The sequence below is a fragment of the Paracidovorax avenae ATCC 19860 genome (genome assembly GCF_000176855.2).
Lineage (GTDB): Bacteria > Pseudomonadota > Gammaproteobacteria > Burkholderiales > Burkholderiaceae_C > Paracidovorax > Paracidovorax avenae.
Genome location: NC_015138.1, coordinates 3,528,936 through 3,553,383 on the forward strand (window position 1 = coordinate 3,528,936; position 24,448 = coordinate 3,553,383).

The following is a 24,448-nucleotide window of genomic DNA, read 5'->3' on the forward strand; positions in this document are numbered from 1 at the left end:
CTGTTTATCGTTATGTCCCGATCCGGGCACCGATGGCCCATGGATGGACGCCACGCCCTGCAGCCGCCCCCTTACCTGGCGATGGCAGGGCCGTCACATGGCGTGGCACTCAGCAGTTGAGCTTGTCCAGCGAGGACAGCACTTCGATGAGCGCAGGCGTGAGCCGCACGGTGCTCGATCCGCAGCGCAGCGTGATCTCGTCGCCCGCCTCCAGCGTGATGGTCTTGGCCTTCACCGTGAGCGCGCCCGACACCTCCAGGCTGTCCGCGCCGCTCACGCTCGCCTTGCGGTCCGAACCCACGCTGACCGAGTCGCTGCCGACGACCGTGCGGGTCCAGTTCGCGCCCACGATGTCGTTACGCACGCCGCCGATGTTGACGCTGTAGGCCAGCCCCACGTTCACCATCTTGGCCAGGCCCACGTTCTGCATGGCCGTCATCCCGATGGTCTCGGTCTTCATCGTGCCCACCCGGATGTTCCAGCTGGTGCCGATGCGGTCTTTTTCGCTTTGCCCGACGGTCTTGCTGCGGTGGTTGCCGATGCGGATGTCTTCATTGGCGCCCACGGTCTCGTCGCGGTTGTCGCCGATGGAGATCGTCTCGTTGTGGTCCACCCGCTCCTTGCGGTTGGAGTGGATGGTGATGGTCTCGTCGCCATCCACTTCCTCGGTGCGCCAGCCATGCACCGTGATCTTCTCGTCGCGGTCCACGGTCTCCGTACGGTCCCGGTGGATGGTGTTCGTCTCGTCCCGGTCGATCGTCTTGCGCCGGTCCTGCCCCACCCAGTGGTCCTCGTCGTTCTCCACCTCGATGAGCTGGTCCTTCTGCGCATGCAGCCACACCTGCTCCGCGCCCTTCTTGTCCTCGAAGCGGATCGCGTTCGCATCGCCCGCGCCGTTCTTCATCCCGTCGCCAAAGGCACCGCCCTTGCTCGACTTAGTCTTGATGCCCGACTGCGTCGCATTGCCCGGCAAGGCCCAGGGCGGCATGTTGGCAGCGTTGTAGACACAGCCTACGACCAGGGGATAGTCGGGGTCACCGTTCAGAAAATCGACCACCACTTCGTGCCCAATGCGTGGGATCGAGATCGCACCGAACCCCGAGCCCGCCCAGCTCGTGGCCACCCGCATCCAGCAGCTCGAGTTCTCGTCCATTGCCCCCAGCCGGTCCCAGTGAAACTGCACCTTGATGCGGCCGTACTCGTCGGTCCAGATTTCCTCGCCCGCCGGGCCCACCACGACGGCGGTCTGCGGGCCTGTCGTGCGTGGTTTTGGGGTTGTTCTCGCGGGGGTGTACGGCAGGCTCGTGGGCTGGGCCGTGAGGCTGAACTTCTGGAACGACCCCTGCTCTTCGTTGTGCTTGAGCGATTCCCCCGGCTTCGCACTGTTGAACGAGGAACTGCGCGGGTTCTCGTGCAGGTGGTAGGTGACGCCGGTGATGAGGTACTGCCGGTTCTGGTCGCCCCGCGGGTAGTTCTCCAGCGTGAAGGTGTAGCCCGTCGCCAGGCTCCGGTGGCGGGATTCGCCCCGGACGGTGCTGTGGCCCGTCAGGCCTTCCTGCAGGCGCACGCGGGCGTACTGCTCGCCGTCGCCGTGCTGCACGTAGCCGCCCGGCCATTCGTAGATTTCGTACGCATCGTGCGCATGCCCTGGCGGCTGCTGGCGCATGTTGGAAAGATCCGACCTCGGTTTCTTGAAGTCGTAGTCGTCGTTGTAGTACCGGCCCGGCTTGATCTCCTCGCCCAGCGTCCAGGCGTGGATGTTCTCGCGGTCCGCCACGGCGGACTTCTCGGGCGGGTAGAACGGGATCACGGCCGCGCCCGGCAAGGGCTCGTGGCCGGCCACGATGTCGTCGGCGATCACCAGGGTGTGCTGGCCGCTCGCATGCTGGAAGTAGTAGTACGCGCCCTCGTGCTCCAGCAGCCGGGAGACGAAGTCGAAGTCGCTCTCGCCGTACTGCACGCAGTAGTCCCAGGCGCGGTAGGCGCGCGTGAGCTTCAATTGCATCGGGTAGCCGTAGCGGCCCAGCACCTCCTGGACGATCTGCGGGACGGTCTTGAACTGGAAGATGCGGAAATCCTGCCGCCGCGTGGCCACCCACAGCCAGGGCTGCAGGCGCAGGTGGTACGAATAGAGCCGGTGGTCCTGCCCCTGCATGCCGAAGCGCGTGACCAGGCCGTCCAGGTACCGCTTGCCGCCGCCCTCCGTCTCGATCTCCACTGTGGCCGTCTTGCCCAGCAGCGCCTTGGGATCGATGTCGCGCCCCTCCGAGAGCAGGTCGATGTCGAAGGAGAAAAGCTGGCTCAGCTCCTCGCTACCCCGCAACTGCCGGAACTGCAGTTGCTCTCCCAGGGGCGTCTGGATGGTGACGCGGCGTGTCATTGTCAATCGTGCAACTCCCCGGTTGCGGCAGAGTCAAGTTGTAAAAAATAACGATGATAGAAGCTGAACTGCAGGCCGCGATAGCCCCGGCAGGTAGGCAATTTGTTTCCAAAAATGTCTGTCGATCCATCGGTTCGCTGCACTCAACAGGTGCGCCGGTTCACCGGACCGGTGCCCGGCAGTGCGCTCCCCACTACACTCGCTCCTTTCGCTTTCTCCCCGACGGTTCCTTCATGACGTACTGCGTCGCCATCAAGCTCAATGCCGGACTGGTCTTCCTGTCCGATTCCCGCACCAACGCCGGCCTCGACCAGATCAGCTCCTTCCGCAAGATGATGATCTACGAGCGTCCGGGCGACCGCTTCATGGTGCTGCTCTCGGCCGGCAACCTGAGCATCTCCCAGTCGGTGCGGGAAATCCTGCAGACCGAACAGCTGGTGGACCGCGACGGCAGCGATCCCATCACCATCTGGAATGCCAGGAGCATGTTCGACGCCGCCCGCGTGCTGGGCTCGGCCGTGCGGCACGTGCACGAGCGCGACGGCGCGGCGCTGAAGCGATCGGGAGTGGATTTCAACGTGTCGATGGTGTTCGGCGGCCAGATCCAGGGCGAGGGCATGCGGCTCTTCCAGGTGTACTCGGCCGGCAATTTCATCGAGGCCACGCCCGAGACGCCCTATTTCCAGGTAGGCGAGTCCAAGTACGGCAAGCCGGTGCTGGACCGCGTGCTCACGCCCGACACGCCGCTGGACGAGGCCGCCAAGTGCGCGCTGGTTTCCATGGACAGCACGCTCAAGTCCAACCTCTCGGTGGGGCTGCCGCTGGACCTAGTGGTGTACGAGGCCGGACGCCTGTCCACCGACAAGATCGTCTGCATCGACGAGCAGAATCCGTATTTCCGCATGGTGCGCAGCAGCTGGGGCGAACGCCTGCGCCAGGTGTTCGACAGCATCGAGGACCCGGCCTGGAACGGTGGAGCGACCGACGTGCCGATCCTGGCGGAGACCACGCGCAGCCGGCCCCTGAAGAAGATCGGCACGCCGAGCGACAAGCTCATCTGAGGCACAGGGCGGCGGTGCAGCCTCACCCTCCACCTGCGGCGCCGCGCTCCTCCGCCCTCCCCGCACTGCCGATCCTTCCGCGATGACGACGTCCCTTCCGCTGGTCTTCTCCCACGCCAACAGTTTTCCGGCGGGAACGTACCGCGTGCTCTTCGCCCAGCTGCGCGAACGCGGCTTCGACGTGCAGGCGGTGGACCGCTTCGGGCACGACCCGCGCTATCCGGTCACCAGCAACTGGCCCGCGCTGGTGCAGCAGCTCGCGGACTTCGCGCGCGGGCAGGCGGACCGCGCGGGCGGCCCGGTGTTCCTGGTGGGGCATTCGCTGGGCGGCTTCCTCAGCGTGATGGCGGCGGCGCGGCATCCGGAACTCGCGCGCGGCGTGGTGATGGTGGATTCCCCGCTCATCGGGGGCTGGCGCGCCGGGGCGCTGGGCATGGCCAAGCGCACGCAGGTGGTAGGCGCGGTCTCGCCGGGCAAGATCAGCCGGGCGCGGCGCAACCGCTGGGACAGTGCCGAGGACGCCTTCGAGCATTTCCGGCGCAAGAAGGCTTTCGCGCACTGGGACGAGGCGGTGCTGCGCGACTATGTGGAGCACGGCCTGCGTCCGCACGGGGACGGCGGCGTGGCCCTGCACTTCGAGCGCGAGGTGGAGACCGCCATCTACAACACCCTGCCCCACAACCTGGGCCGGCTGCTGTCCACGCACCCGCTGCGCTGCCCTGCCGCATTCATCGGCGGGCTGGGCTCCGAGGAACTGCGGCAGGTGGGCATGGACCTCACCCGCCGCGTGACCCGGGGCCGCATCACCATGCTCGAGGGAAGCCATCTCTTCCCGATGGAGCAGCCCCGCGCCACCGCTGCGGCCATCGAGGCCGCGGTGCTGAACCTGATCGGCGCGCCGGCAGGCTGAAGCGGCGGGGCCGGTTCGCAGGACCGGCGCCGTCCCGACAGGTGGGCATCTGCCGCTTCCGGAACGGAAGCCGCAAAAAATCACGGACGCAAGGGCCCAGCGATCCCCTACACTGCGGCGCAAGCTGGTTACATATGGACACAGCGTGCCGACATCCATGCACTGCGCGATGAACGCAGGCGGGCGGCACTCCGTTTTTCGCGGGTCGCCCGCAGTCCTGGCTCCTGCAGACCCGCCACGTCCGAGCCTGCCACCTGATCCAAACGAGGGAATCCCACCATGGCCCAACGAAAAAGTCCTGCCCGCCTTGCCAAAGACCGGCGCGTCGCGCACCTGCGCGGCCTCGCCGCCGCCAACGGATCGGCCGATACCCCGTGGCCGTGGGACGCGCTGATCGCGCTCGAGGATGAGCTGGTCGGGCGGGTCGTGCTGCCCGGCAGCGCGGACTACGACGAGGCCCGGCAGGAATCGAACCCTGCGTTCCAGGCCTATCCGCTGCTCATCATCTATTGCGAGTGCGAAGACGACGTGATGCTGAGCCTGGCCTTCGCCAGGACATGGAAGGCCTGGGTCGCGGTCCGCTGCGGAGGCCACAGCACGGCCGGCTACTCCGTCAACCAGATGGGCGTGGTGATCGACCTGAGCGATCTCAGCGGCGTGATGATCGACCCGGGCACCGAACGGGTGCATGTGCTGCCGGGCACGGATTTCGACCATTTCAACGGCTCCATGGGCGCGACGGGCTGGCACGTGCCGACAGGCGCCTGCGGAAATGTCTGCGTGGGAGGCTTCGTGCAGGGCGGGGGCTACGGCTACACCTCCCGGGCGTACGGCATCCAGAGCGACCTGGTGGAGTCGATGCGCGTGGCCCTGGCCGACGGCCGGATCGTGACGGCCAGCGCGACAGAGAACGCCGAGCTGTACTGGGCCATGCGCGGCGGCACGGGCGGCAACTTCGGGGTGCTGCTGCAGGTCACCTACCGCATGGTGCGGCTGCCGAGCGTCTGGGCCTGGGCCATTTCCTGGGAAGCCGCCGACGCCGCCGACGTGCTGGTGCTGCTGCAGGAGCAATTCATGCGCACCGGCGCTCCGGACGCGCTGGGCTACATGATGAACCTGGGCTTCCGCGACGGAAAGCCGGTGTTCATGATCCAGGGCATGTACTGCGGCTCCCGCGACGACGGCATGGCGGCCATCGCCCCGCTGATGAACTTCCGGACGGCCCAGCTGCTCGTGAACCGCAGCGGCAGCTACCCCGCCATGAACCGGTACCTGGACGACCACCCCTACGACCTGCCCCAGGGCCTGACGGAGGGCACCTGCGAAAGCAAGGCCTGCGGCTACCTGGACAGGCAGCTCACCAAGGCGCAATGGCAGTCGGTGATCGACTACTTCGCCACGTCGCCCAACACGTATTCGATGGCTTACCTGGAGCCCTATGGCGGGGCGATCGCGCGCTACCCGGTGGAGGACAGCGCCTTCATCCACCGCCACGTGGACGCGGATTTCGTGATGGACGTGTTCTGGACCCGACCGGAAGACCGCGAGGTGGTGCAGAACTGGCTGGCGGGATTCCAGGCGCTGATGCGTCCGATGCTGACCGGCAAGGTGTACCAGAACTACCCGGACGGCTCGCTGCAGAACTACGTGGATGCCTACTGGGGCCAGGATGTGTACGCCCGGCTCCAGAGGGTCAAGCGGGCCTACGATCCGGACAACTTCTTCCACTTCGCGCAGAGCGTGAAGCCTTAGTCGCAGGCACGGGGCAGGCGCCCCGCCTTCCCCGCTTCGCTCAGCCCCGGCCGGCGTAGCGCACGCAGCCGGGGCCAGAGCGCTTGGCGGCGTACATGGCCTGGTCGGCGCGGGTCATGAGCAGTTCGATGTCGCCCGCGAGCGGTGGATGCATGGCCACTCCGATGCTCGCGCCCACGCGCACGTCATGGCCCCCGACATCCATGGGCTCGGAGATGGCCGAGATGATGCGCGAGCCGATCTGACCGGCGAGGTCTTCCTGCACGTCGGTGTCGAGCATCACCAGGAATTCATCGCCGCCCAGGCGGGCCACGGTATCGTTGCCGCGCACGGCATGGGCCAGCCGGCGGGCCACGTAGCGCAGCACCTCGTCGCCGACCTTGTGGCCGTGCCCGTCGTTGATCTTCTTGAAGCCGTCGAGGTCGATGAACAGCAGGGCGACCGCGCCGCCGCGCGTGCGGACCTCGGACAGCGAGCGCTCGAAGCGGTTGTGGAAGGCCGATCGGTTGTGCAGGCCCGTGAGCGAGTCATGGTTGGCCAGGTAGTGCTGCTGCCGCGATATCTCCATCTTGGCCGAGATGTCCTGCACCAGCGACATGATCGAGGTTACGCGGCCGATCTCGTCGGTGAGCGCCGAATTGAACCACTCGCAATGCACCTCGGTGCCGTCCGCGCGCATCAGGCTCGATTCCACCCGGTTGCGGGTGGCACGGCCGGAACGCAGTTCGGAGAACGCCTGGGACAGGTGGTGGTCCATGGCGGAGGTGCCGGGCAGTTCGTGCAGGCGGCGGTGCTCGATCTGCACCAGGTCCTGCCAGCCCATGAGTTCGATGGCGCGGCGCGAGCAGCGCAGCACCCGGAGCTGGTCATCCATCTCGAGCACGGCCAGGGGGCTGTTGTCCATGTGGGAGGACAGCCGCTGGTTGGCCGCGCGCAGCGCGTTCATGGCGACCTGCAGCTCGTCCACGTCCAGCGCGGCCGTCACGAACCCGACGATGTCTCCGCGCATGTCCCGCCAGGGGGACAGGCAGATCGTGCGCCAGGATTCGCGACCTTCGGGGTCGAGCACCAGCCGCTGGTAGCTCACCCGCTCACCCAGCAGCACGCGCTGCACATAGGGCATGAAGCGGGAATGGTTGTATTCCCCGTAAAGCTCGAGCAGGGTCTTTCCGACGATGTCGGAGGGCGCTGCCCGGAACCAGCGGGCGTACTCGTCGTTGACATAGACGACGCGCTCTGCACGGGAAATGACGGCGACGGTGGCGCCCACATTGCGCGTGAGCAGGCTGAGCATGTCTGTGTCTGAAATGTCCGGCGCCATCCCGGCAACGGAAGACATGCCGTCCAGCGGCAATGGATTCGGCGTCATGGTGGACAGCGGTTCCTCTACCGTCCGGCACCTGCCTCCGCATGCGCGGTACGGCCGGCAGGCCCGGACCCTGTCTGCGTCATCCCCCGTCGAATGCAGCGCTACCAGGGGCCCTCGATAGCGCTCAGCTTATCACTTTCCTTTTCACATAGCAGCATGTGCTATGTAGTGATATGAAACGGCACACGCACGCCTTCCGTGCCGCGGCGCGGAAAGTCATTCCGCCCAGTGTACCCAGCCGGTCCAGGCTGTGGCAAGCACCACGATGCCGAAAACGATGCGGTAGTAGGCGAAAGGCACGAAGCTGTGGGTGCTGATGTAGCGCAGCAGCCAGCGCACGCACAGCCAGGCGCTCACGAACGAGAACAGCAGGCCCACGGCGAACAGCGGCAGGTCGGACATCGACAGCAGGTGCCGCTCCTTGTAGAGGCTGTACACGCCCGCGCCGATCAGCGTGGGGATCGCCAGGAAGAACGAGAAATCGGTGGCAGCCTTGCGCGACAGGCCCAGCAGCATCCCGCCGATGATGGTGGCGCCGCTGCGGCTCGTACCCGGCACCATGGCCAGGCACTGCACCAGGCCCACTTTCAGTGCGTCCAGCGGGGTCATGTCGTCCACGGAGTCCACGCGTACGGCGCCGGGGGCCCGCCGTTCCGCCCAGAGGATGACGAAGCCGCCCAGGATGAAGGTGGATGCCACGACCACCGGCGTGAAGAGGTGCTCCTTGATCGCCTTGCCGAAGATCAGCGCGAGCACCACGGCCGGCAGGAAGCCGATGAGCACGTTGAGCGCGAAGCGCCGGGCGCGGGGCTGGGTGGGCAGCGCCACCAGGGTTTCGCGGATTTTCTGCCAGTACACCAGCACGACCGCGAAGATCGCGCCGGTCTGGATGGCGATGTCGAATACCTTGGCCTTGTCGTCGTCGAAACCGAGCAGCGCGCCCGCGAGGATCAGGTGGCCGGTGGAGGAGATGGGAAGGAACTCGGTCAGGCCCTCGACCACGCCCATGACGGCGGCCTTGGCCAGCAAGATGAAATCCACGGAAATCCTTTTTCGTGTGGTGGGGAAAGCAGCCGCGGATTATCGGGGCTCGGCAGCGCCCTGCCCGGCCGTGGCGGCGCCGCTTCCCTCCATCCAGGAGGCCTGCCAGCCGCCGCCCAGGGCCTGGATGAGCGATGCCACCGCGAGCTGGCGGTTCACCTGCAGCTGCAGCAATGCGCGCCGCGCCGACAGCGCAGCCACCTGGGCGGTGACCACGTCGGTATAGCTCACCTGCCCGGCGCGGTAGCGGTTGAGCATCTGCTCCTCCGTGCGCTGGGCGGCCGAGACGGCCTCCTGCCGCAGCGGCTCCTGCGCCTGCAGGGTGCGCACCGCCGTGAGCTGGTCTTCCACCGTCTGGAAGGCACCGAGCACCGTCTGGCGGTAGTTGGCCACGCGCGCGTCGCGGGCCGCGCGTGCCTGGTCCACGCGCGCGGCGATGGCACCGCCGTCGAACACTGTCTGCGCGGCCGACAGGCCCAGCGACCACAGCGCACCGGAGGCGCTGAACAGGTCACCCAGGCTGGTGCCGCTGCGCCCCAGGGAGGCCGTGAGGCTGAAGCTGGGGAAATAGGCGGAGCGCTGCACGCCGATCTGCGCGTTGGCGGCGGCGACGGCGCGTTCGGCCGCGGCGATGTCCGGGCGGCGCTCGAGCAGGGTCGAGGGCAGCGCCGCAGGCACCGCGGGCACGCTGGCCACCCAGGTGCCGGCAGGCAGGCTGAATGCGGCCGGCGGCTGGCCGGCCAGCACGGCGATGGCGTGCTCGTAGCCGGCACGGTTGCGCTGCGCGGTGGCGAGGTCGGCGCGGGCGTTGGCGAGCTGGGTGCGCGCCTGCAGCACGTCCGACTGCGCGGCCACGCCGGCGTCGTAGCGGTTCTGGGCGATGCGCAGGGCGCGTTCGTAGGCCTGCACCGTGTCGCCCAGCAAGGCGGCCTCGGCATCCGCCTCGCGCAGCTGGAAGTAGGCGGCCACGAGCGAGCCCACGGCGGAGAGCCGCGCCGCGGCCAGGTCCGCCTCGCTCGCCTGGGCACTGGCGCGGGCGCTGTCCACGGTGCTGCCCAGGCGGCCCCACACGTCCGGCGCCCAGGTCGCGCCCAATGCCGCCTGGGTAGTGGTGCCACGGCGCGCGGAGCCCTCGCCGCCCGCGCGGCTCTCGCTGGCCGACAGGCTCACGCCAGGCAGCAGCCCGGCGCGCTGCTCGCGCACCAGCCCCTGGGCCTGGGCATAGGCGGCCACGGCAGCGGCGATGTTCTGGTTCGATACCTGCACCTGGGCGGCGAGGCGGTTGAGTTCCTCGTCGCCGAACAGCGTCCACCAGTCGCCGCGGTCGGCGGCGTCGGCGGGCGCGGCCGGCTGCCAGAGCGCGCCCGCCTCCTTGAAGGCGGTGGGCATGGGGGTGGCGAGCGCCGGGGGCTGGTAGGGCGGCGCGACCGAGCAGGCGGCCAGCCAGGCCGGCAGCAGCGCCGCGGCGCAGGCGCGCAGCATGCGCGGGGTGGAAGGATCGAAGGTCATGGTTGTTGCGCGGGCACGGCGGGTGCCGTGTCGGCGGCGCGGCTGAGGTGTCGTTCGTTGCCGGAGGGGCGGCGGAGCCGGTCGAGCAGCACATAGACCACGGGCGTGGTCAGCAGCGTGAGCAACTGGCTGGCGATCAACCCGCCGATGATGGCCACGCCCAGGGGCTGCCGCAGTTCGGACCCCTGCCCGAAGCCGATGGCCAGCGGCAGCGCGCCCAGGGCGGCGGCCAGCGTCGTCATCAGGATGGGGCGGAAGCGCAGCATGCAGGCCTCGCGCACCGCCTGCGTGGCCGACAGGCCGCGCGCGCGCTCGGCCTCCAGCGCGAAGTCGATGATGAGGATGGCGTTCTTCTTCACGATGCCGATCAGCAGGAATACGCCGATGAGCGCGATGATGGTGAACTGCATGTTGAACAGCAGCAGCGCGAGTACCGCGCCCACGCCGGCCGAGGGCAGCGTGGTGAGCACGGTGACGGGGTGGATCAGGCTCTCGTAGAGGATGCCCAGCACGATGTAGATCACCACGATGGCCGCCAGGATCAGGAAGAACTGCTGCCCCTGCGTCTGCTGGAAGCTGCGCGCCGTGCCCTCGAAGCTGCCGCGCACGTTGGTGGGCATGGCGATGTCGGCCTCGGCCTGGGCAATGATCTGCCGCGCCTCGCCGAGCGAGGTGTTGCCGTCCAGGTTGAAGGAGATGGTGGTGGCCAGCTCGCCGTCCTGGTGGCTGATGGAGGTGGGCGACGAGCGCTCCACCACCTTCGCGATGGCCGAGAGCGGCACCATGCTTTCCTGGGTGTTGGCCAGCACCTGCCCGGTGGACGCTCCGCGCTGGCCGGGGTTGGCCGGGGAACCGGTGGCGCCCGACGGGTTGGCCGGCACGAAGATGTCCTTGAGCGCTGGCGGGCCTCGCGTGTAGCCGGGGGCCCACTCCATGATGACCGAATACTGGTTCAGCTCGCTGTAGATGGTGGCCACGGACCGCTGGCCGAAGGCGTTGTAGAGCACCGCGTCGATGGCGGCCGCGCTCACGCCCAGGCGCGCGGCGCTGTCGCGGTCCACCTCCACGTAGGTTTCCGAGCCGTTGTCGGCCTGGTCGGTGTCCACGTCGGTGAGCAGCGTCTCCTGCTTCAGGCGCTCGGCCAGCTTGGTCGCCCAGACGCGCATGTCGGCGAGGTTGTCGCTCTTGAGCGTGTACTGGTAGGTGGAATTGCTGGAGCGCCCGCCCATGCGCAGGTCCTGCACGGGCGAGAGGAAGACCTGCAGGCCGGTGAGCGCGGCGAGCTGCGGCCGCAGCCGGCCGACCACGGCCATGCTCGGGTCGCTGCGCTCGGACACGGGCTTGAGGTTGACGAACATGAAGCCGCCGCCCGCGCGCCCTCCCCCCGAGAACCCCACCACGGTGTCCACGGCCGGGTCCTTGCGGATGATGTCCACGGCCTGGCGCAGCTTGCCCGCCAGCGCCCCGGACGAAATGCTCTGGTCCGCGCGCAGCCCGGCCACGAGCTGGCCGTTGTCCTGCTGCGGGAAAAAGCCTTTGGGGATGTGGCTGAACAGGTACACGTTGAGGCCGATCACCGCGAGCAGGATCACGATGACGAGCGCCTTGCTCGCCAGCGCCCAGTCCAGCGCATGGCCGTAGCCGCGCAGCACCGCATCCTGCGCGGCTACGGTCCAGCGGGCGAAGCGGCCCCGGGGCCGGAGCGGGGCGTCCGCGTGGCCGCCAGCACCGTCCGAGCGCAGCAGCCACGCGCACATCATCGGCGTGGTGGTGAGCGAGATCACCAGCGAGATCGCCACCGCCACGGAGAGCGTGACCGCGAACTCGCGGAACAGCCGGCCCACCTGCCCGTCCATGAAGAGCAGCGGGATGAACACCGCCACGAGCGACAGGCTGATGGACAGCACGGTGAAGCCGACCTCGCGCGCGCCCTGCAGGGCCGCCTCCATGCGGTCCATGCCGGCCTCGATGTGGCGGCTGGTGTTCTCCAGCACCACGATGGCATCGTCCACCACGAAGCCGGTGGCCACCGTGAGGGCCATGAGGCTGAGGTTGTTCAGGCTGAAGCCCAGCAGGTACATGATGCCGAAGGTGCCCAGCAGCGAGACCACCGTGGCCACCGCCGGGATGACCGTGGCGCGGGCCTTGCGCAGGAACAGGCCCACCACCAGCACCACCAGCGCGATGGAGACCATCAGGGTGACCTCGATCTCGCGCAGCGAGGCACGGATGGAGTTGGTGCTGTCCGAGGCCACTGCGATGCGGATGTCCTGCGGCAGCTGCGCCTGCAGCGAAGGGATGAGCGCGCGCACGCCGTCCACCGTCTGGATGATGTTGGCGCCCGGCTGGCGCGTGATCAGCACGACGATGGCCGGCTCGCCGTTGAAGAGGCCGAGCGTGCGGGTGTTCTCCACGCCGTCGATCACCTGCGCCACGTCGCCCAGGCGCACCGGCGCGCCGTCGCGCCAGGCGATGACGAGGTCCGCGTAGTCGGCGGCGCGCCGCGACGGCGACGGGGTGTAGATCTGCATGCGGCGGCCGTCGCTCTCGATGGCGCCCTTGGGCCGGTTGGCGTTGGCCGCCTGGATGGCGGCGCGCACGTCCTCCGAGCCGATGCCGTAGCGGTTCAGCGCGAACGGCAGCAGTTCCACGCGCACGGCGGGCAGCGAGCCGCCGCCGATCTCCACGTCGCCCACGCCCTCCACCTGGGAGATCCGCTGGCTGACCACGTTGGAGACGGCATCGTAGATCTCGCCCGGGGTGCGCGACCTGGAGGTGAGCGCGAGGATGATGACCGGCGAATCCGCCGGGTTGATCTTGCGGTAGGTGGGGTTGCTGCGCAGGGTGGCGGGCAGGTCCGCCCGCGAGGCGTTGATGGAGGCCTGCACTTCGCGCGCGGCGCTGTCGATCTTGCGATTCAGGTCGAACTGCAGGCTGATGCGCGCCGAACCGCTCGAGCTGGAGGACGTCATCTCGTTCACGCCCGCGATCACGCCCAGGCGCCGCTCCAGCGGCGTCGCCACGCTGGTGGCCATGGTCTCGGGGCTGGCGCCGGGCAGGCTGGCCGAGACGGAAATGGCCGGATAGTCCACCTGCGGCAGCGGCGCCACCGGCAGCAGGAAGAACGCCGCAATGCCCGCCAGCGCGATGCCGATGGTCAGCAGCACCGTCGCCACGGGCCGCTCGACGAAGGGGCGCGAGAGGTTCACGGGCGGCCCTCCCCGGCCGGTGCGGCCGGCGGCGCCAGGGCGGCGGGCACCTCGGGTGCCGCGGCCGTGCCCCGGCCCGTCCAGCGGCGGCCCAGCCGGTCGAAGGCGAGGTAGATCACCGGCGTGGTGAAGAGCGTGAGCAGCTGGCTCAGCACCAGCCCGCCGAAGATCGCCAGGCCCAGCGGCCGGCGCAGTTCAGCGCCCTCGCCCCAGCCCAGCATCAGCGGCAGCGCGGCGAACAGCGCGGCCAGCGTGGTCATGAGGATGGGACGGAAACGCAGCAGCGCGGCCTGGTGGATGGCCTCGTGCGGCGGCAGTCCCTGGCCACGCTCGGCGTCGATGGCGAAGTCGATCATCATGATCGCGTTCTTCTTGACGATGCCGATCAGCAGGATGATGCCGATGATGCCGATCACCCCGAGGTCGTTGCCCGTGAGCATGAGCGCGAGCAGCGCGCCCACGCCGGCCGAGGGCAGCGTCGAGAGGATGGTGAGCGGGTGCACGTAGCTCTCGTAGAGCACGCCCAGCACGATGTAGACGCAGACCATCGCGGCCAGGATCAGCCAGAGCTGGCTGGTGAGCGACTTCTCGTAGGCCCCGGCCGCGCCCTGGAACTGCATCGACAGGCCCGCGGGCATGCCGATCTCCTTCGCCGCGGCGCGGATCGCATCGACCGATTCGCCCAGGGAGGCACCATCGGCCCTGTCGAAGCCCAGCGTGGCCGCCGGGTATTGCGCCACGCGAGTGATCTGCAGGGGCGCCGGCTGCTCGCGGATGGTCGCGACGGCCGACAGCGGCGTGGGTGCCCCGCCGCCCGTGCGCAGCTGCAGCGTGCCCAGCGCCTCGGGGCTGGACAGCCCCTCCTTCTGCGCCTCCAGGATCACGCGGTACTGGTTGGTCTCGGTGAAGATGGTGGAGACGATGCGCTGTCCGAAGGCGCTGTAGAGGGTGTCGTCCACCGAACTGGCGGTGACCGAGAGGCGCGCGGCCGTGGCCCGGTCGATGTCCACGAAGGCTGAGAGACCCTGCGCGCCCGCGTCGGTGGTGGCGTTGCGCACCTGCGGCACCGTGCGCAGCCGCTCCACGAGCTTGTTCGTCCAGGCGTTCACCTCGGCGGAATCGACGCCGCCGATGGTGGCGCGGTATTCCGTGGGCCCGGTTTCCGCGTCGATGGTCAGGTCCTGCGTGGGCTGCAGGTACAGGGTGACGCCCGCCACGGCATTCACCCGGTCGCGCAGCCGCCGCATGACCACCTCCTGGCTGTCGCGCCCCTCCTTGAGGTTGATGAGCAGGCTGCCCGTGTTGAGCATGGCGTTGTTGGCGCCGTCCACCCCCACGAAGGAACTGAGCGAGGCCACGTCGGGGTCCTGCAGGATGGCGCGCACGGCCTCCTGCTGCAGCCCGCTCATGCGTTCGAACGAGACATCCTGCGCCGCCACCAGGCGGCCTTGCAGCTGGCCCGTGTCCTGCGTGGGAAACAGGCCCTTGGGGATGAAGATGTACAGCACCACGGTGAGCGCCAGCGTCAGCAGGGCCACGACGAGTGTCGCGCCTTGGCGGCGCAGCACCCACTGCAGCCAGACGTCGTAGCGGGCGATCACGCGGTCGAAACCGCGCTGGATGGCGCCGCCCAGCCCGCGCGGCGGGGTGTCGGGCACGGCGCGCAGCCAGCGCGCGGACATCATCGGCACCAGGGTGAGCGAGACCACCGCCGAGATCAGGATGGTGAGCGCCAGCGTCACCGCGAACTCGCGGAACAGGCGGCCCACCACGTCGCTCATGAACAGCAGCGGGATCAGCACCGCGATCAGCGACACCGTGAGCGAGATGATGGTGAAGCCGATCTGCGTGGCGCCCTTGAGCGCAGCCTGGAACGGCGGCTCGCCTTCCTCGATGTACCGGGCGATGTTCTCGATCATCACGATGGCATCGTCCACCACGAAGCCGGTGGCGATGGTGAGCGCCATCAGGCTCAGGTTGTTCAGGCTGTAGCCCAGCAGGTACATCACGCCGCAGGTGCCGATGAGCGAGATCGGCACGGCCAGGCTGGCGATGACCGTGGCGCGCAGGCTGTGCAGGAAGAAGAAAATCACCAGCACCACCATCAGCACGGCGAGCACCAGCTCCATCTCGACGTGGTGGACGGATGCCCGGATGCCCGTGGTGCGGTCCGAGAGCACCTGCACGTCCAGGCCCGCGGGCAGTCCGGCCTGCAGTTCGGGCAGCTGGCGCTGGATGCTGTCCACCGTGGAAATCACGTTGGCGCCCGGCTGGCGCTGCACGTTCAAAATGATCGCAGGCGTCAATGTGGCCCCCACGCTCCCGGCTTCGCCTGGTTCGCTGCCCCCCGGGGGGGCGCTCGCCGCCTTGGGGCGGCCCGGCGGCGGCTCGGTGGCCCCCACGCTCCCGGCTTCGCCTGGTTCGCTGCCCCCCGGGGGGGCCTCCGCTTGCCTGGGGCGGCCCGGCGCGGCGCGGACGCCGGCCCATGCGCCCAGCCGGTCGTTCTCGGCGCCGTTCACCACGCGGGCGACATCGACCATGCGGACCGGCGCGCCGTTCTTCCAGGACACGATGAGCCGCTTGTAGTCGTCCACCGTGAGGAGCTGGTCGTTGGCGTTGATGGTGTAGGCGCGCTGCGGACCGTCGAAGCTGCCCTTGGCGCTGTTGGCGTTGGCCGCCGAGATGGCGGTGCGCAGCGTGTCCAGCCCGATGCCGTAGGAGGCCAGCGCCTTGGTGTCGGCCTGGATGCGCACGGCGGGCCGCTGTCCGCCGGCCAGGGTCACCAGGCCCACGCCCTGCACCTGGCTGATCTTCTGCGCCAGCCGCGTGTTCACGAGGTTCTGCACTTCGGTGAGCGGCATGGTGTCGGAGCTGATCGCCAGCGTGAGCACCGGCGCGTCGGCCGGGTTCACCTTGGCATAGACCGGCGGGGCGGGCAGGTCGGTGGGCAGCAGCGAGGAGCCGGCATTGATGGCCGCCTGCACTTCCTGCTCGGCGATGTCGATGGCCAGGCCCAGGTCGAACTGCAGGGTGACTATGGACACGCCCGCCGCGCTGGTGGAGGCCATGCGGGCCAGGCCCGGCATCTGCCCGAACTGCCGCTCCAGCGGCGCGGTGACGTTGCGGCTCATGACCTCCGGGCTGGCGCCGGGATAGAGCGTCTGTACCTGGATGGTCGGGTAGTCCACCTGCGGCAGGGCCGACAGGGGCAGGAAGCGGAATCCCACCAGCCCCGCCAGCACGATGGCCAGCATGAGGAGCGCGGTGGCGACGGGCCGCTCGATGAAGGGACGCGAGGGACTCATGGACGGGAAAGCGGGCGGGGATCAGGAACGGCTGGCAGGCGCCGACGCCGCCGCGGCGGCCGGGGCCGACGCGGCCGGCGACGCTTCACCGGCATCCGGGCGGTGCCGGCGGCGGTGCGGTGCGCCGTCGGAGCCGTCGGCACCGCCGCGCTCCGCCCCCGCCGGCCAGGACGCACCGGAAGCCCGCCCGCGCCGCCCCGGCGCGCCCTGGGCCCCTCCCGGTCCGCCGGGCTCCTGCAGCTGCACCCGCGCGCCGTCGCGCAGGCGGTCGCCGCCTTCGGTCACCACGCGCTCGCCGGGCTTCAGGCCTTCCGCGATCGCCACCCACTCCACCGTGGACTGGCCGCGCCGCACCTTGCGCAGCGTCACCGTGCGGTCGTCGTTGATCACGTACACGAAGTCGCCGTTCGCCCCGGTCCGCACCGCGGTCACGGGCACCACCAGGGCCTCCACCTCGCGCAGTTCCATCCGCACGTTCACGAACTGGCTGGGGAAGAGCCGGCCGTCGGCATTGGCGAAGCGCGCCTTGGCCTTCACGGTGCCGGTGGCGGTGTCCACCAGGTTGTCCAGGGTGGAGAAGCAGCCCTGGGCGAGGTCCGTGGTGCGGGTACGGTCCTTGGCCACCACCGGCAGCCCCGCGGTGCCTGCCTCGGCGGCGGCGGTCTGCACGTCGGCGACGCGGTCCTGCGGGATGGAGAACTGCACGTCGATCGGCGTGGTCTGGGTGATGGTGGCCAGGCCCGTGGTATCGCCCGTGGTCACGTAGTTACCCGCATCCACGGAGCGCAGGCCGATGCGGCCCGCGGCCGGCGCCGTCACGCGCGTGTAGCCGAGGTTGAGGCGCGCGGTGCGCTCCTGCGCGCGGTCGGTCATCACGGTGCCTTCCAGCTGCTTGACCAGCGCGGCCTGCGTGTCCACGTCCTGCCGGGCGATGGAGTCCTGCGACAGCAGCGTGCGGTAACGCTCCAGGGTGATGCGCGCGTTCTCCAGCTGTGCCTCGTCGCGCCGCAGCGTGCCCTCTGCCTGCATCAGCGCCTGCTCGTAGGGGCGCGCATCGATCTGGGCGAGCACCTGGCCCTTGCGCACCATCTGCCCTTCGGTGAACAGCACCTCGGTGAGCACGCCCGCCACCTGGGGCCGGAGCGTGACGGTGGCGACCGGCGTCACCGTGCCCAGGGCCTCGATGGCCACCGGCAGGCGCATCTGGCGGACCGTCGCCTCGCCCACCGTGACCAGCAACCGGCCGCCGCCGGGCCCTGCCCCGCCACCGGCCGGCCGGGCCGGCCCTCCCGGTCCGCCCGCCGCGGGAAACCCCGGACCGGCCACGGGGGCCTTGGAGCGCTGCACCAGCCACCAGGCGCCCGCGCACAGCAGGGCGACGGCCAGCACCGCCACCACTGCGCCGAGCCATCGGGCGCGCCGGCCGGGCGGGCGCGGGCCTCCTTCAGGACCGGGCACGGGGGCGGCGGGCGGAGCGGCGTGGGGGTCGTTGGGGCTCATGGGCATCGGATACGGTGGCGAGGACTGCGCCCCGATCGTAGAAGCTCAACGTGGCGTTTTGCCCGCTGCCATGCGAAGAAACGTAAATCCCCTACAACCACCGGGATACCGGCCACGCTGGCGGCGGCAGCCCGCGGGCCCGGAGCCGCGTTTCGCGCCGCTCCGCCGTCGGTCCGTCGCGCCGCGCTGTGCTGCCCGCCGGGGACGGGCCACAGTGGACTCCCTCCCGCCGTCCTTCCAGGAGCAACGACATGCATTCCCCCCGCCGCCCTGCAGCCGCCGGCGCCCCTCTCGCCGCCGATGCCGCCGAACGGCTTGCCCGCCGGCGCGCGAGTGCCAAACTGGGCTGGCTGGTCCACGCGGCCGTCTATGCCTGCGTGAACCTGGGCCTGGCCGCACTGTCGGTATCCCAGGGCCGCACTTGGGCGCTGTTCCCTGCGTTCGGCTGGGGCCTGGGCCTGCTGGCACACGGCCTGGCGGTGGCGCTGCCGGGACGCGCAGGCATCTACGGATACCTGCTGGCGCGCGAGCGGGCGGCGCTGCGCCGCCAGCCCTGAACCGCATCGGCCGGGGCGCACAATCGGCCCCGGGTCGCCCACCATGCAGGCCCTCCCCGCCACCATGACGCATTTCCACTCGCGCCAGTTCCTTCTCCACGGCCTGATCGTCGCAGGCGTCTGCACGGCCATCGCCGCCATCCAGGCGGCCTATGGCCGTGGCCCGTGGCATGCGCAACTGGTGTATTCGATGTCCATCGGCATGGTCAGCTGGCTGATGGTGGAGGTCGGGCGCCTCTGGCTGACCCGCGACGACACCATTCCCTGGCCCCTGGGCTGGCGGGGATGGATGCTGGTGGCCGTGAGCGGCACCATCGGTTTCCACGCCGGCTCGGCCATCGGGGATGCCTACTGCCGCGCACTGCAATTGCCATCCCATGCGCCACCATCCGGCGACCCGGGGTCGGCCGTCCTCACCACGGTGCTCGCCTGCGTCGCGGTATCGCTTTTCTTCTATGCGCAGGGCAAGTCCCGGTACCTGGAGGGCCGTATCGCGCAGGCCCAGCGTGATACGGCCGAGGCCCGGCTCAAGCTCCTGCAGACCCAGCTCGAGCCGCACATGATGTTCAATACCCTGGCGAACCTGCGGGCCCTGATCGGCGCCGACCCGCAGCAGGCGCAGGCCATGCTGGACCACTTCATCGCCTACCTGCGCGCCACCCTGGGCGCCTCGCGCGCGGCGGCCCACCCGCTTGCGGACGAGTTCGCCCTGCTGCGCGACTATCTGGAGCTCATGGCCGTGCGCATGGGACCGCGCCTGTCCTATGCGCTGGACCTGCCGGAATCGCTGGAAGCGGTGCCCGTGCCGCCCCTGCTGCTTCAGCCTCTGGTGGAAAACGCGATCCGCCATGGCCTGGAACCGCAGGTCGAGGGCGGCCGCATCGAAGTCACCGCGCGCCTCGCCCCCGGCCCGTCCCCGCGCCTGGAACTGAGCGTCCTCGACACCGGCGCCGGTCTCCGGCCGGACCGCGCCGGGCACGGTGCCGCCCCGGGCGCCGGCAGCCGCTTCGGGCTCACCCAGGTGCGCGAGCGGCTTGCCACCCTCGAAGGCCCTCGGGCCACGCTGGACCTGGTGCCCGGAGACGGCGGCCGGGGTGCCAGGGCCTGCATCTTCCTGCCGCTGGGCTTGCCCGCGGCCCCGGCCGGCGCTGCTGCCGGCACCGACCCTGAAAACGCTTCCATGCCATGCAAGCCCCCCGTGCCCTGATCGCCGAAGACGAACCCCTGCTGGCCGCGGCCCTGCGCCAGGACCTCGCCCGCGCCTGGCCGGAACTGCAGATCGCCGCCACCGTGGGCGACGGCGACAGTGCCGTGCACCAGGCCCTGGCGCTGCGCCCCGACGTGCTGTGGTTCGATATCCGCATGCCCGGCCGCAGCGGCCTGGACGCCGCGCTGGAGATCGCAGGCGCCTGGCCGCTGCAGGAGGCGCCCTTTCCGGCCCTGGTCTTCGTCACCGCCTACGACCAGTACGCCGTGCAGGCCTTCGAGGCGCAGGCACTCGACTACCTGCTCAAGCCCGTGCAGGCGCCCCGGCTGCTCAAGACCGTGCGGAAGATCCAGGCGGTGCTGGCGGCACGCGCCGGCAGGCCGGACGGCGGCACGGCTGCGGAAGCGGGCGCGCCGCCGCGGGACGAAGCCGGGCTCGAGGCCCTGGTGGAACGCCTGCGCGGCCTGCTGCCGGCCGCGGCCTTCCCCGCTGCGGGGGTGGCGCCACCACGGCCGGACGCGGCGCCGTTGACCGTCATCCAGGCCAGCAGCGGCACGCGGATCCACCTCGTCCCCGTGGCGGACGTGCTGGTGTTCGAGGCTGCCGACAAATACGTGCGCGTGCTCACCGCCCGGCAGGAATACCTGATCCGCACCCCGCTCAAGGAACTGGCGGCGCAGCTCGAGCCCGAGGTGTTCTGGCAGATCCACCGCGGCACGCTGGTGCGTGCGTCGGGCATCGAATCGGTGGAGCGCGACGAGGCCGGCCGCCTGCACCTGCACCTGCGCGAGCGGCCCGGGCGCCTGCCCGTGAGCCGCCTGCACGCCCACCGCTTCAAGGCGATGTGAGGCCGTTCAGCGGTTGGCCGCCAGCAGCAGCCCGCCGGCCCCCATGAAGAATCCGCCCGTCGCCTTGTTGAGCCTGGCCACGCCGCGCTGCGAGCGGATCACCCGGCGGATCTGCCGGCCACAGCTGGCATAGACGGCGGTGGAGACGAACTCGGCCAGCAGGTACACCGAGCCCAGCACCAGGAACTGCCGCGCGGCGGGCTGCGCCGGATCGATGAACTGCGGAAAGATCGCCGCGAAGAGGATGATCGCCTTCGGGTTGGTGATGCCCAGCAGGAATTCCTGCGCGGCCAGGGCGCGCCAGGTGGGTACGGCCGCGCGTTGCGCGGGCGCGGCGGCCGCATCGCCGCCCTCCAGCAGGTCCAGCCCGCCGAACTCCCGGCTGTTCCAGGCCCGCCACCCCAGCCAGAACAGGTAGGCCGCGCCCACCCACTTCACGGTGGTGAAGGCGGCCTCGGAAGCCAGCAGCATGGCCCCCAGGCCCACGGCGGAGACGGTCAGGAAGATCGCGAACGCCGCCGCCCGCCCGATGGTGGCGAACATCGCCGCCCCCACCCCGGCGCGGATGCCGTTGTTCAGGCCGCAGAAATTGTTGGGGCCGGGCGTGAGCGCGATCGCCACGGCCACGGGAGCGAACAGGAGAGCGTCCATGGGAGGTCCTGGAAAAGCCTTCGGATGATGTCCCGGGATATTACGACCTTCCCGCCGGCGATGCTCCTGCCATGGATGCGCCCGCCGGTTCCACCGGCAGCCCGTGCGACGGGCTGGCCACACCGGCGTCCGGCCTTCGCTGCGGCGCAGCGGCCGGCCCTGCCGGCTCCCCGCCTGGTGCCCGGGCGCGGTCGCGCGCGAAGCTCCAGCCCAGCCACAGGGCCAGCACGGCGATCGCGGCTCCCATGACAGCCAGCACCAGGGAGGCGAGCGCGGCGGAACGGGAGGCATCCTGCACCAGCTTGTCCGCGAACTGCTTCTGCAACGCGCGGGAATCGTCCACCGACTGGAACATCAGGCTCTGCCGCGGGCGCACCTCGCCCAGCAGCACGACCCCGGCGGCGGAGCGCTCGCCCCGCTCCGCCAGGTCCACCACGCGCTCCAGGGCCATGTTGTACTCGGCGCGGTTTTGCCAGAGGGCATCCATCGACTTCCTGGCTTCCGGCTGCGTCACGGATGTGTCCAGGGACTGCAGGATTTTCTCGTTGGCCTCGCGCAGTTCGGCCAGCTTGCGCTTTTCTTCCCGCTGCACCGCGGTGTTGCCGGATATCACGATGTTGCGCGCATAGCGGGCGATGGCGTTCAGGTTGTCCTTCAGTTCGGTGAACTGCGCCACCTTGGCCATCCGGTCCGCGGTGATCTCCTGCAGGTTCGCTGTCAGCGAGTGCAGGGCCACGGCGCCCAGGAGCGCGATCGCAATGCCGCTCGAGGCCACAGCGCCGAGGCCAATCGCCAGGCGGACGGGAATTTTCGGATGGGACATGGGGCTGGCCTTCCACGGACTCGCGGGGCCTGCGGCCGCACGCAGTAGATGAATCCTATTAATTTGATCACATTGGAAGTATTTTTGCAGGATGAAGTGGCAACTTTCCATTTTCAAGCCACCCTCACGCCCTCCCGGTCAATCGCCCAGTTCAACCACCTGGGCCCAGGGAACACTACCCAGCGCGTCGTAGTGCGCGACCACCACTCCCTGCGCCCGTGGCACACCGGCCCCCGGGAGGCCCGATAGCAGCTTGCGCAGATAGTCCACCGAAGGCCGGTCAAGCCCGGCGATCGGCTCGTCCACCAGCACGAGGGTGGCGCCGCAGGCGAAGCCCGCTGCCAGCAGGACCTTGCGGCGCGTGCCGGTGGACAGCTGTTCCATCCGCTTGCCGGTGTGTCCGGCCAGGCCGAACCCATCGATGTGCAGCGCCAGGGCCTGCGCGCTCCATTCCGGCCAGCGCTGCGCCTGCCCGGCCCACCAGTCCACCGGCGTGTCCTGTTCGGCGGGCAGTACCGGGCCATCGCCCCGGGGATCGGCCCAGAAAATGCCGCCGCCGCACGCCGCCACGCGCCCGGCCTGCGGACGCAGCGCGCCTGCGATGATCCGCAGCAGCGTGGTCTTGCCGCGCCCATCGCCACCCCGCAGCAGCGTGGCGCCCGGCCCGATGCGCAGGTCCATGCCATCGAACAGCGGTGCAGCGGCACCCGGCGGCGTGTGGCGCAGGCCCAGGCCTTCCCAGAGAATGGCTGCGGGGGCAGCGGTGCGGGGCGGATCGGGCGGCAGAATGGTCATGGCAGGCAGGTGCGGTACCGGAAACGGTCGGCCTACATTCTGTGGCAATCTGCAGGACGCTCTGGCCGACAATCGGCCGCCGGGCACCGCCTGCCTGCCAGGTCGTGCCCGCCACGCACCCTTTCAATGACCAGTCCATCCACTCCCGGCCCATGACCCTGCGTTACCTCGATTTCGACCACAGCGAAGACGGCGAAGGCGGCGGCACCTGGGACGCGATGGCCAGCGTCACGGGGGAGCACGTGGAGGCGCTGCATGCGGAAATCGCCGCCGTCCTGGACTGGGCCCACGGGCGGTTCGGCAGCCAGCGCGGCCCCATCGAAGAGGACGGGGAATGGGATTACGACCTGCAGGCCGTGGAGGAAACTTCCACCGGGCAATCGCTGCGCTACGACGAGGGGCTGCGCCGGGTGGTGGCCGAGCCGGGCGCCACGGGTGCGCCGCGCCACACCGTCACCCTCTCGCTCTGCGGCACGCGGGCCTTCTGCGAGGCGTTCCGCGAGCGTTTCGGGCTGGAATAGCCCGTCCTTGCGGCGGGCCGGCGCTCCGGCGCCTGCCGGCTATACGGCGTCCACCACCGCCAGCACGACGGCCGACTCGTCCACCGACATCACCACGCGGCGGCCCGCGCGCAGGCCAGACCCTGGCTCCGCGAAGCCCACCATGCGGACACCGGCATCCAGTTCGGCGGATACCTCGTCCCCCTGCGCGCCGCCGCGCGACAGGCGCACCACCCGGCCTGGCCACGCGTTGGAAGCCCCCTCTCCAGGGCCGCGCCGGGCAGCGGCGCGAACGGGTTGTGCGGGCTCTACGCGCACAGCCGTGGCCTTGCACAGCGCCAGCACCGCGGTGCCGGGCTGCAGGCCCAGCAGTTCGGCACTCTCGCGGGTGATGCGGGCACACAGGCGCAAGCCGCCCTCCGGCGGCATCGCGCCCTGCTCCGCCGCGGGTTCGCCCTGCAACCACACCCGCACCACGGGGCCCATCGGCTCCAGTGCCTGCACCACGCAGGGCCACTGGTTGCGCATGCTGGTGCGCAGCGCCAGGCCCGCGGCCGGACGCACGGCGCGGGATTGGCCGCCGGGACCGCCATGGCCACCCGGGTTGGACGCCTGCGCCCCGGACGTACTGGCTCTGGCCAGCACCCCGGCACGTGCCTGCGCCAGCGCATCCGCCGTGCGCAGCAGCGCATGCCCGGCCTCGGTCAGCCGCGCGCCACCACCGCCGGCCCCGCCCACCGCACGCTCCACCAAAGGCACGCCGGCCAGGTTGGTGAGGGTGTCCACCGCCTGCCAGGCCGCCTTGTAGCTCACGCCCACCACACGGGCCGCCTGGGAAATCGAGCCGCCGGCACCGATCTCGCGCAGCACCGCCACCCGCCGGTCGGCCGGGCCGTGGGCCAGCGCATCGGACAGGGCGGCCGGCGCCAGGGGGGCAGCACGGGAAGAACTCGGGAGATGCGGGGCACGGGAAGGCATGGGCCGATGATGCCGCAGCAGGCATGCTTACATGCCGACACAAAAACCCTCCC

Annotated in this window: 18 protein-coding genes; 7 read left to right on the forward strand and 11 right to left on the reverse strand. The window is 70.0% G+C overall.

Annotated features, from left to right (window positions below; genetic code table 11):
- Positions 1 to 109: 109 nt before the first annotated feature.
- Entirely contained in the window at positions 110 to 2,380 is a 2,271-nt protein-coding gene (locus tag ACAV_RS15420; RefSeq protein WP_013595502.1) for a type VI secretion system Vgr family protein, read from the reverse strand.
- A gap of 233 nt (positions 2,381 to 2,613) precedes the next feature.
- On the opposite strand from ACAV_RS15420, the gene ACAV_RS15425 reads away from it, so the two are divergent.
- From ACAV_RS15425 to ACAV_RS15435, 3 genes are all read left to right on the forward strand, one after another.
- The gene (locus ACAV_RS15425) at positions 2,614 to 3,441 is read left to right on the forward strand and encodes a proteasome-type protease (RefSeq protein ID WP_013595503.1); all 828 of its coding nucleotides are present in this window, start codon (positions 2,614 to 2,616) and stop codon (positions 3,439 to 3,441) included.
- An 82-nt stretch (positions 3,442 to 3,523) separates the two neighbouring features.
- On the forward strand, positions 3,524 to 4,351 hold the full coding sequence (locus ACAV_RS15430; protein WP_013595504.1) for an alpha/beta fold hydrolase: 828 nt from the start codon (positions 3,524 to 3,526) through the stop codon (positions 4,349 to 4,351).
- A 279-nt stretch (positions 4,352 to 4,630) separates the two neighbouring features.
- A complete protein-coding gene (locus ACAV_RS15435; protein WP_013595505.1) occupies positions 4,631 to 6,103 on the forward strand; it encodes an FAD-binding oxidoreductase in 1,473 nt (490 codons plus the stop codon).
- 40 nt (positions 6,104 to 6,143) lie between these two features.
- On the opposite strand, the gene ACAV_RS15440 is transcribed toward ACAV_RS15435, so the two are convergent.
- The 6 genes from ACAV_RS15440 to ACAV_RS15465 all read right to left on the reverse strand — a co-directional run bounded on the left by ACAV_RS15440 (position 6,144) and on the right by ACAV_RS15465 (position 18,036).
- Positions 6,144 to 7,472: a diguanylate cyclase domain-containing protein gene (locus tag ACAV_RS15440; protein ID WP_013595506.1), complete on the reverse strand. Its 1,329-nt coding sequence runs from the start codon at positions 7,470 to 7,472 to the stop codon at positions 6,144 to 6,146.
- A gap of 216 nt (positions 7,473 to 7,688) precedes the next feature.
- Positions 7,689 to 8,513: an undecaprenyl-diphosphate phosphatase gene (locus ACAV_RS15445; protein WP_013595507.1), complete on the reverse strand. Its 825-nt coding sequence runs from the start codon at positions 8,511 to 8,513 to the stop codon at positions 7,689 to 7,691.
- Positions 8,514 to 8,552: 39 nt separating this feature from the next.
- Positions 8,553 to 10,022: an efflux transporter outer membrane subunit gene (locus ACAV_RS15450; protein WP_013595508.1), complete on the reverse strand. Its 1,470-nt coding sequence runs from the start codon at positions 10,020 to 10,022 to the stop codon at positions 8,553 to 8,555.
- A complete protein-coding gene (locus ACAV_RS15455) occupies positions 10,019 to 13,231 on the reverse strand; it encodes an efflux RND transporter permease subunit (protein ID WP_013595509.1) in 3,213 nt (1,070 codons plus the stop codon). The genes ACAV_RS15450 and ACAV_RS15455 overlap by 4 nt, the downstream gene beginning before the upstream one ends.
- Positions 13,228 to 16,536: an efflux RND transporter permease subunit gene (locus ACAV_RS15460; protein WP_013595510.1), complete on the reverse strand. Its 3,309-nt coding sequence runs from the start codon at positions 16,534 to 16,536 to the stop codon at positions 13,228 to 13,230. The genes ACAV_RS15455 and ACAV_RS15460 overlap by 4 nt, the downstream gene beginning before the upstream one ends.
- 21 nt (positions 16,537 to 16,557) lie before the next feature.
- Complete coding sequence (locus ACAV_RS15465; protein ID WP_013595511.1) at positions 16,558 to 18,036, reverse strand: efflux RND transporter periplasmic adaptor subunit; 1,479 nt, start codon at positions 18,034 to 18,036, stop codon at positions 16,558 to 16,560.
- A 251-nt stretch (positions 18,037 to 18,287) separates the two neighbouring features.
- On the opposite strand from ACAV_RS15465, the gene ACAV_RS15470 reads away from it, so the two are divergent.
- The 3 genes from ACAV_RS15470 to ACAV_RS15480 are packed head-to-tail and all read left to right on the forward strand — an operon-like array spanning position 18,288 to position 20,648.
- Positions 18,288 to 18,593: a 2TM domain-containing protein gene (locus tag ACAV_RS15470; RefSeq protein WP_013595512.1), complete on the forward strand. Its 306-nt coding sequence runs from the start codon at positions 18,288 to 18,290 to the stop codon at positions 18,591 to 18,593.
- A gap of 43 nt (positions 18,594 to 18,636) precedes the next feature.
- Entirely contained in the window at positions 18,637 to 19,800 is a 1,164-nt protein-coding gene (locus ACAV_RS15475; protein ID WP_013595513.1) for a sensor histidine kinase, read from the forward strand.
- Complete coding sequence (locus tag ACAV_RS15480; protein WP_013595514.1) at positions 19,779 to 20,648, forward strand: LytR/AlgR family response regulator transcription factor; 870 nt, start codon at positions 19,779 to 19,781, stop codon at positions 20,646 to 20,648. Before ACAV_RS15475 ends, ACAV_RS15480 begins: the two co-directional genes overlap by 22 nt.
- Before the next feature lie 6 nt (positions 20,649 to 20,654).
- Here ACAV_RS15480 and ACAV_RS15485 read toward each other — a convergent pair whose 3' ends face one another.
- From ACAV_RS15485 to ACAV_RS15495, 3 genes are all read right to left on the reverse strand, one after another.
- Positions 20,655 to 21,299 carry a LysE family translocator gene (locus ACAV_RS15485; RefSeq protein WP_013595515.1) on the reverse strand — a complete coding sequence of 215 codons (645 nt, stop codon included), beginning with the start codon at positions 21,297 to 21,299 and terminating at the stop codon, positions 20,655 to 20,657.
- A 40-nt stretch (positions 21,300 to 21,339) separates the two neighbouring features.
- Positions 21,340 to 22,122 (reverse strand): MCP four helix bundle domain-containing protein, encoded by a 783-nt coding sequence (locus ACAV_RS15490; RefSeq protein WP_013595516.1) that lies wholly within the window; start codon positions 22,120 to 22,122, stop codon positions 21,340 to 21,342.
- Between the two features lie 138 nt (positions 22,123 to 22,260).
- Positions 22,261 to 22,917 carry an ABC transporter ATP-binding protein gene (locus ACAV_RS15495; RefSeq protein ID WP_013595517.1) on the reverse strand — a complete coding sequence of 219 codons (657 nt, stop codon included), beginning with the start codon at positions 22,915 to 22,917 and terminating at the stop codon, positions 22,261 to 22,263.
- Positions 22,918 to 23,069: 152 nt separating this feature from the next.
- On the opposite strand from ACAV_RS15495, the gene ACAV_RS15500 reads away from it, so the two are divergent.
- Positions 23,070 to 23,438: a hypothetical protein gene (locus tag ACAV_RS15500; protein ID WP_013595518.1), complete on the forward strand. Its 369-nt coding sequence runs from the start codon at positions 23,070 to 23,072 to the stop codon at positions 23,436 to 23,438.
- Between the two features lie 39 nt (positions 23,439 to 23,477).
- Here the strand turns inward: ACAV_RS15500 and ACAV_RS15505 are convergent, their stop codons facing one another.
- Positions 23,478 to 24,395 carry a TOBE domain-containing protein gene (locus ACAV_RS15505; RefSeq protein ID WP_013595519.1) on the reverse strand — a complete coding sequence of 306 codons (918 nt, stop codon included), beginning with the start codon at positions 24,393 to 24,395 and terminating at the stop codon, positions 23,478 to 23,480.
- Positions 24,396 to 24,448: the final 53 nt, after the last annotated feature.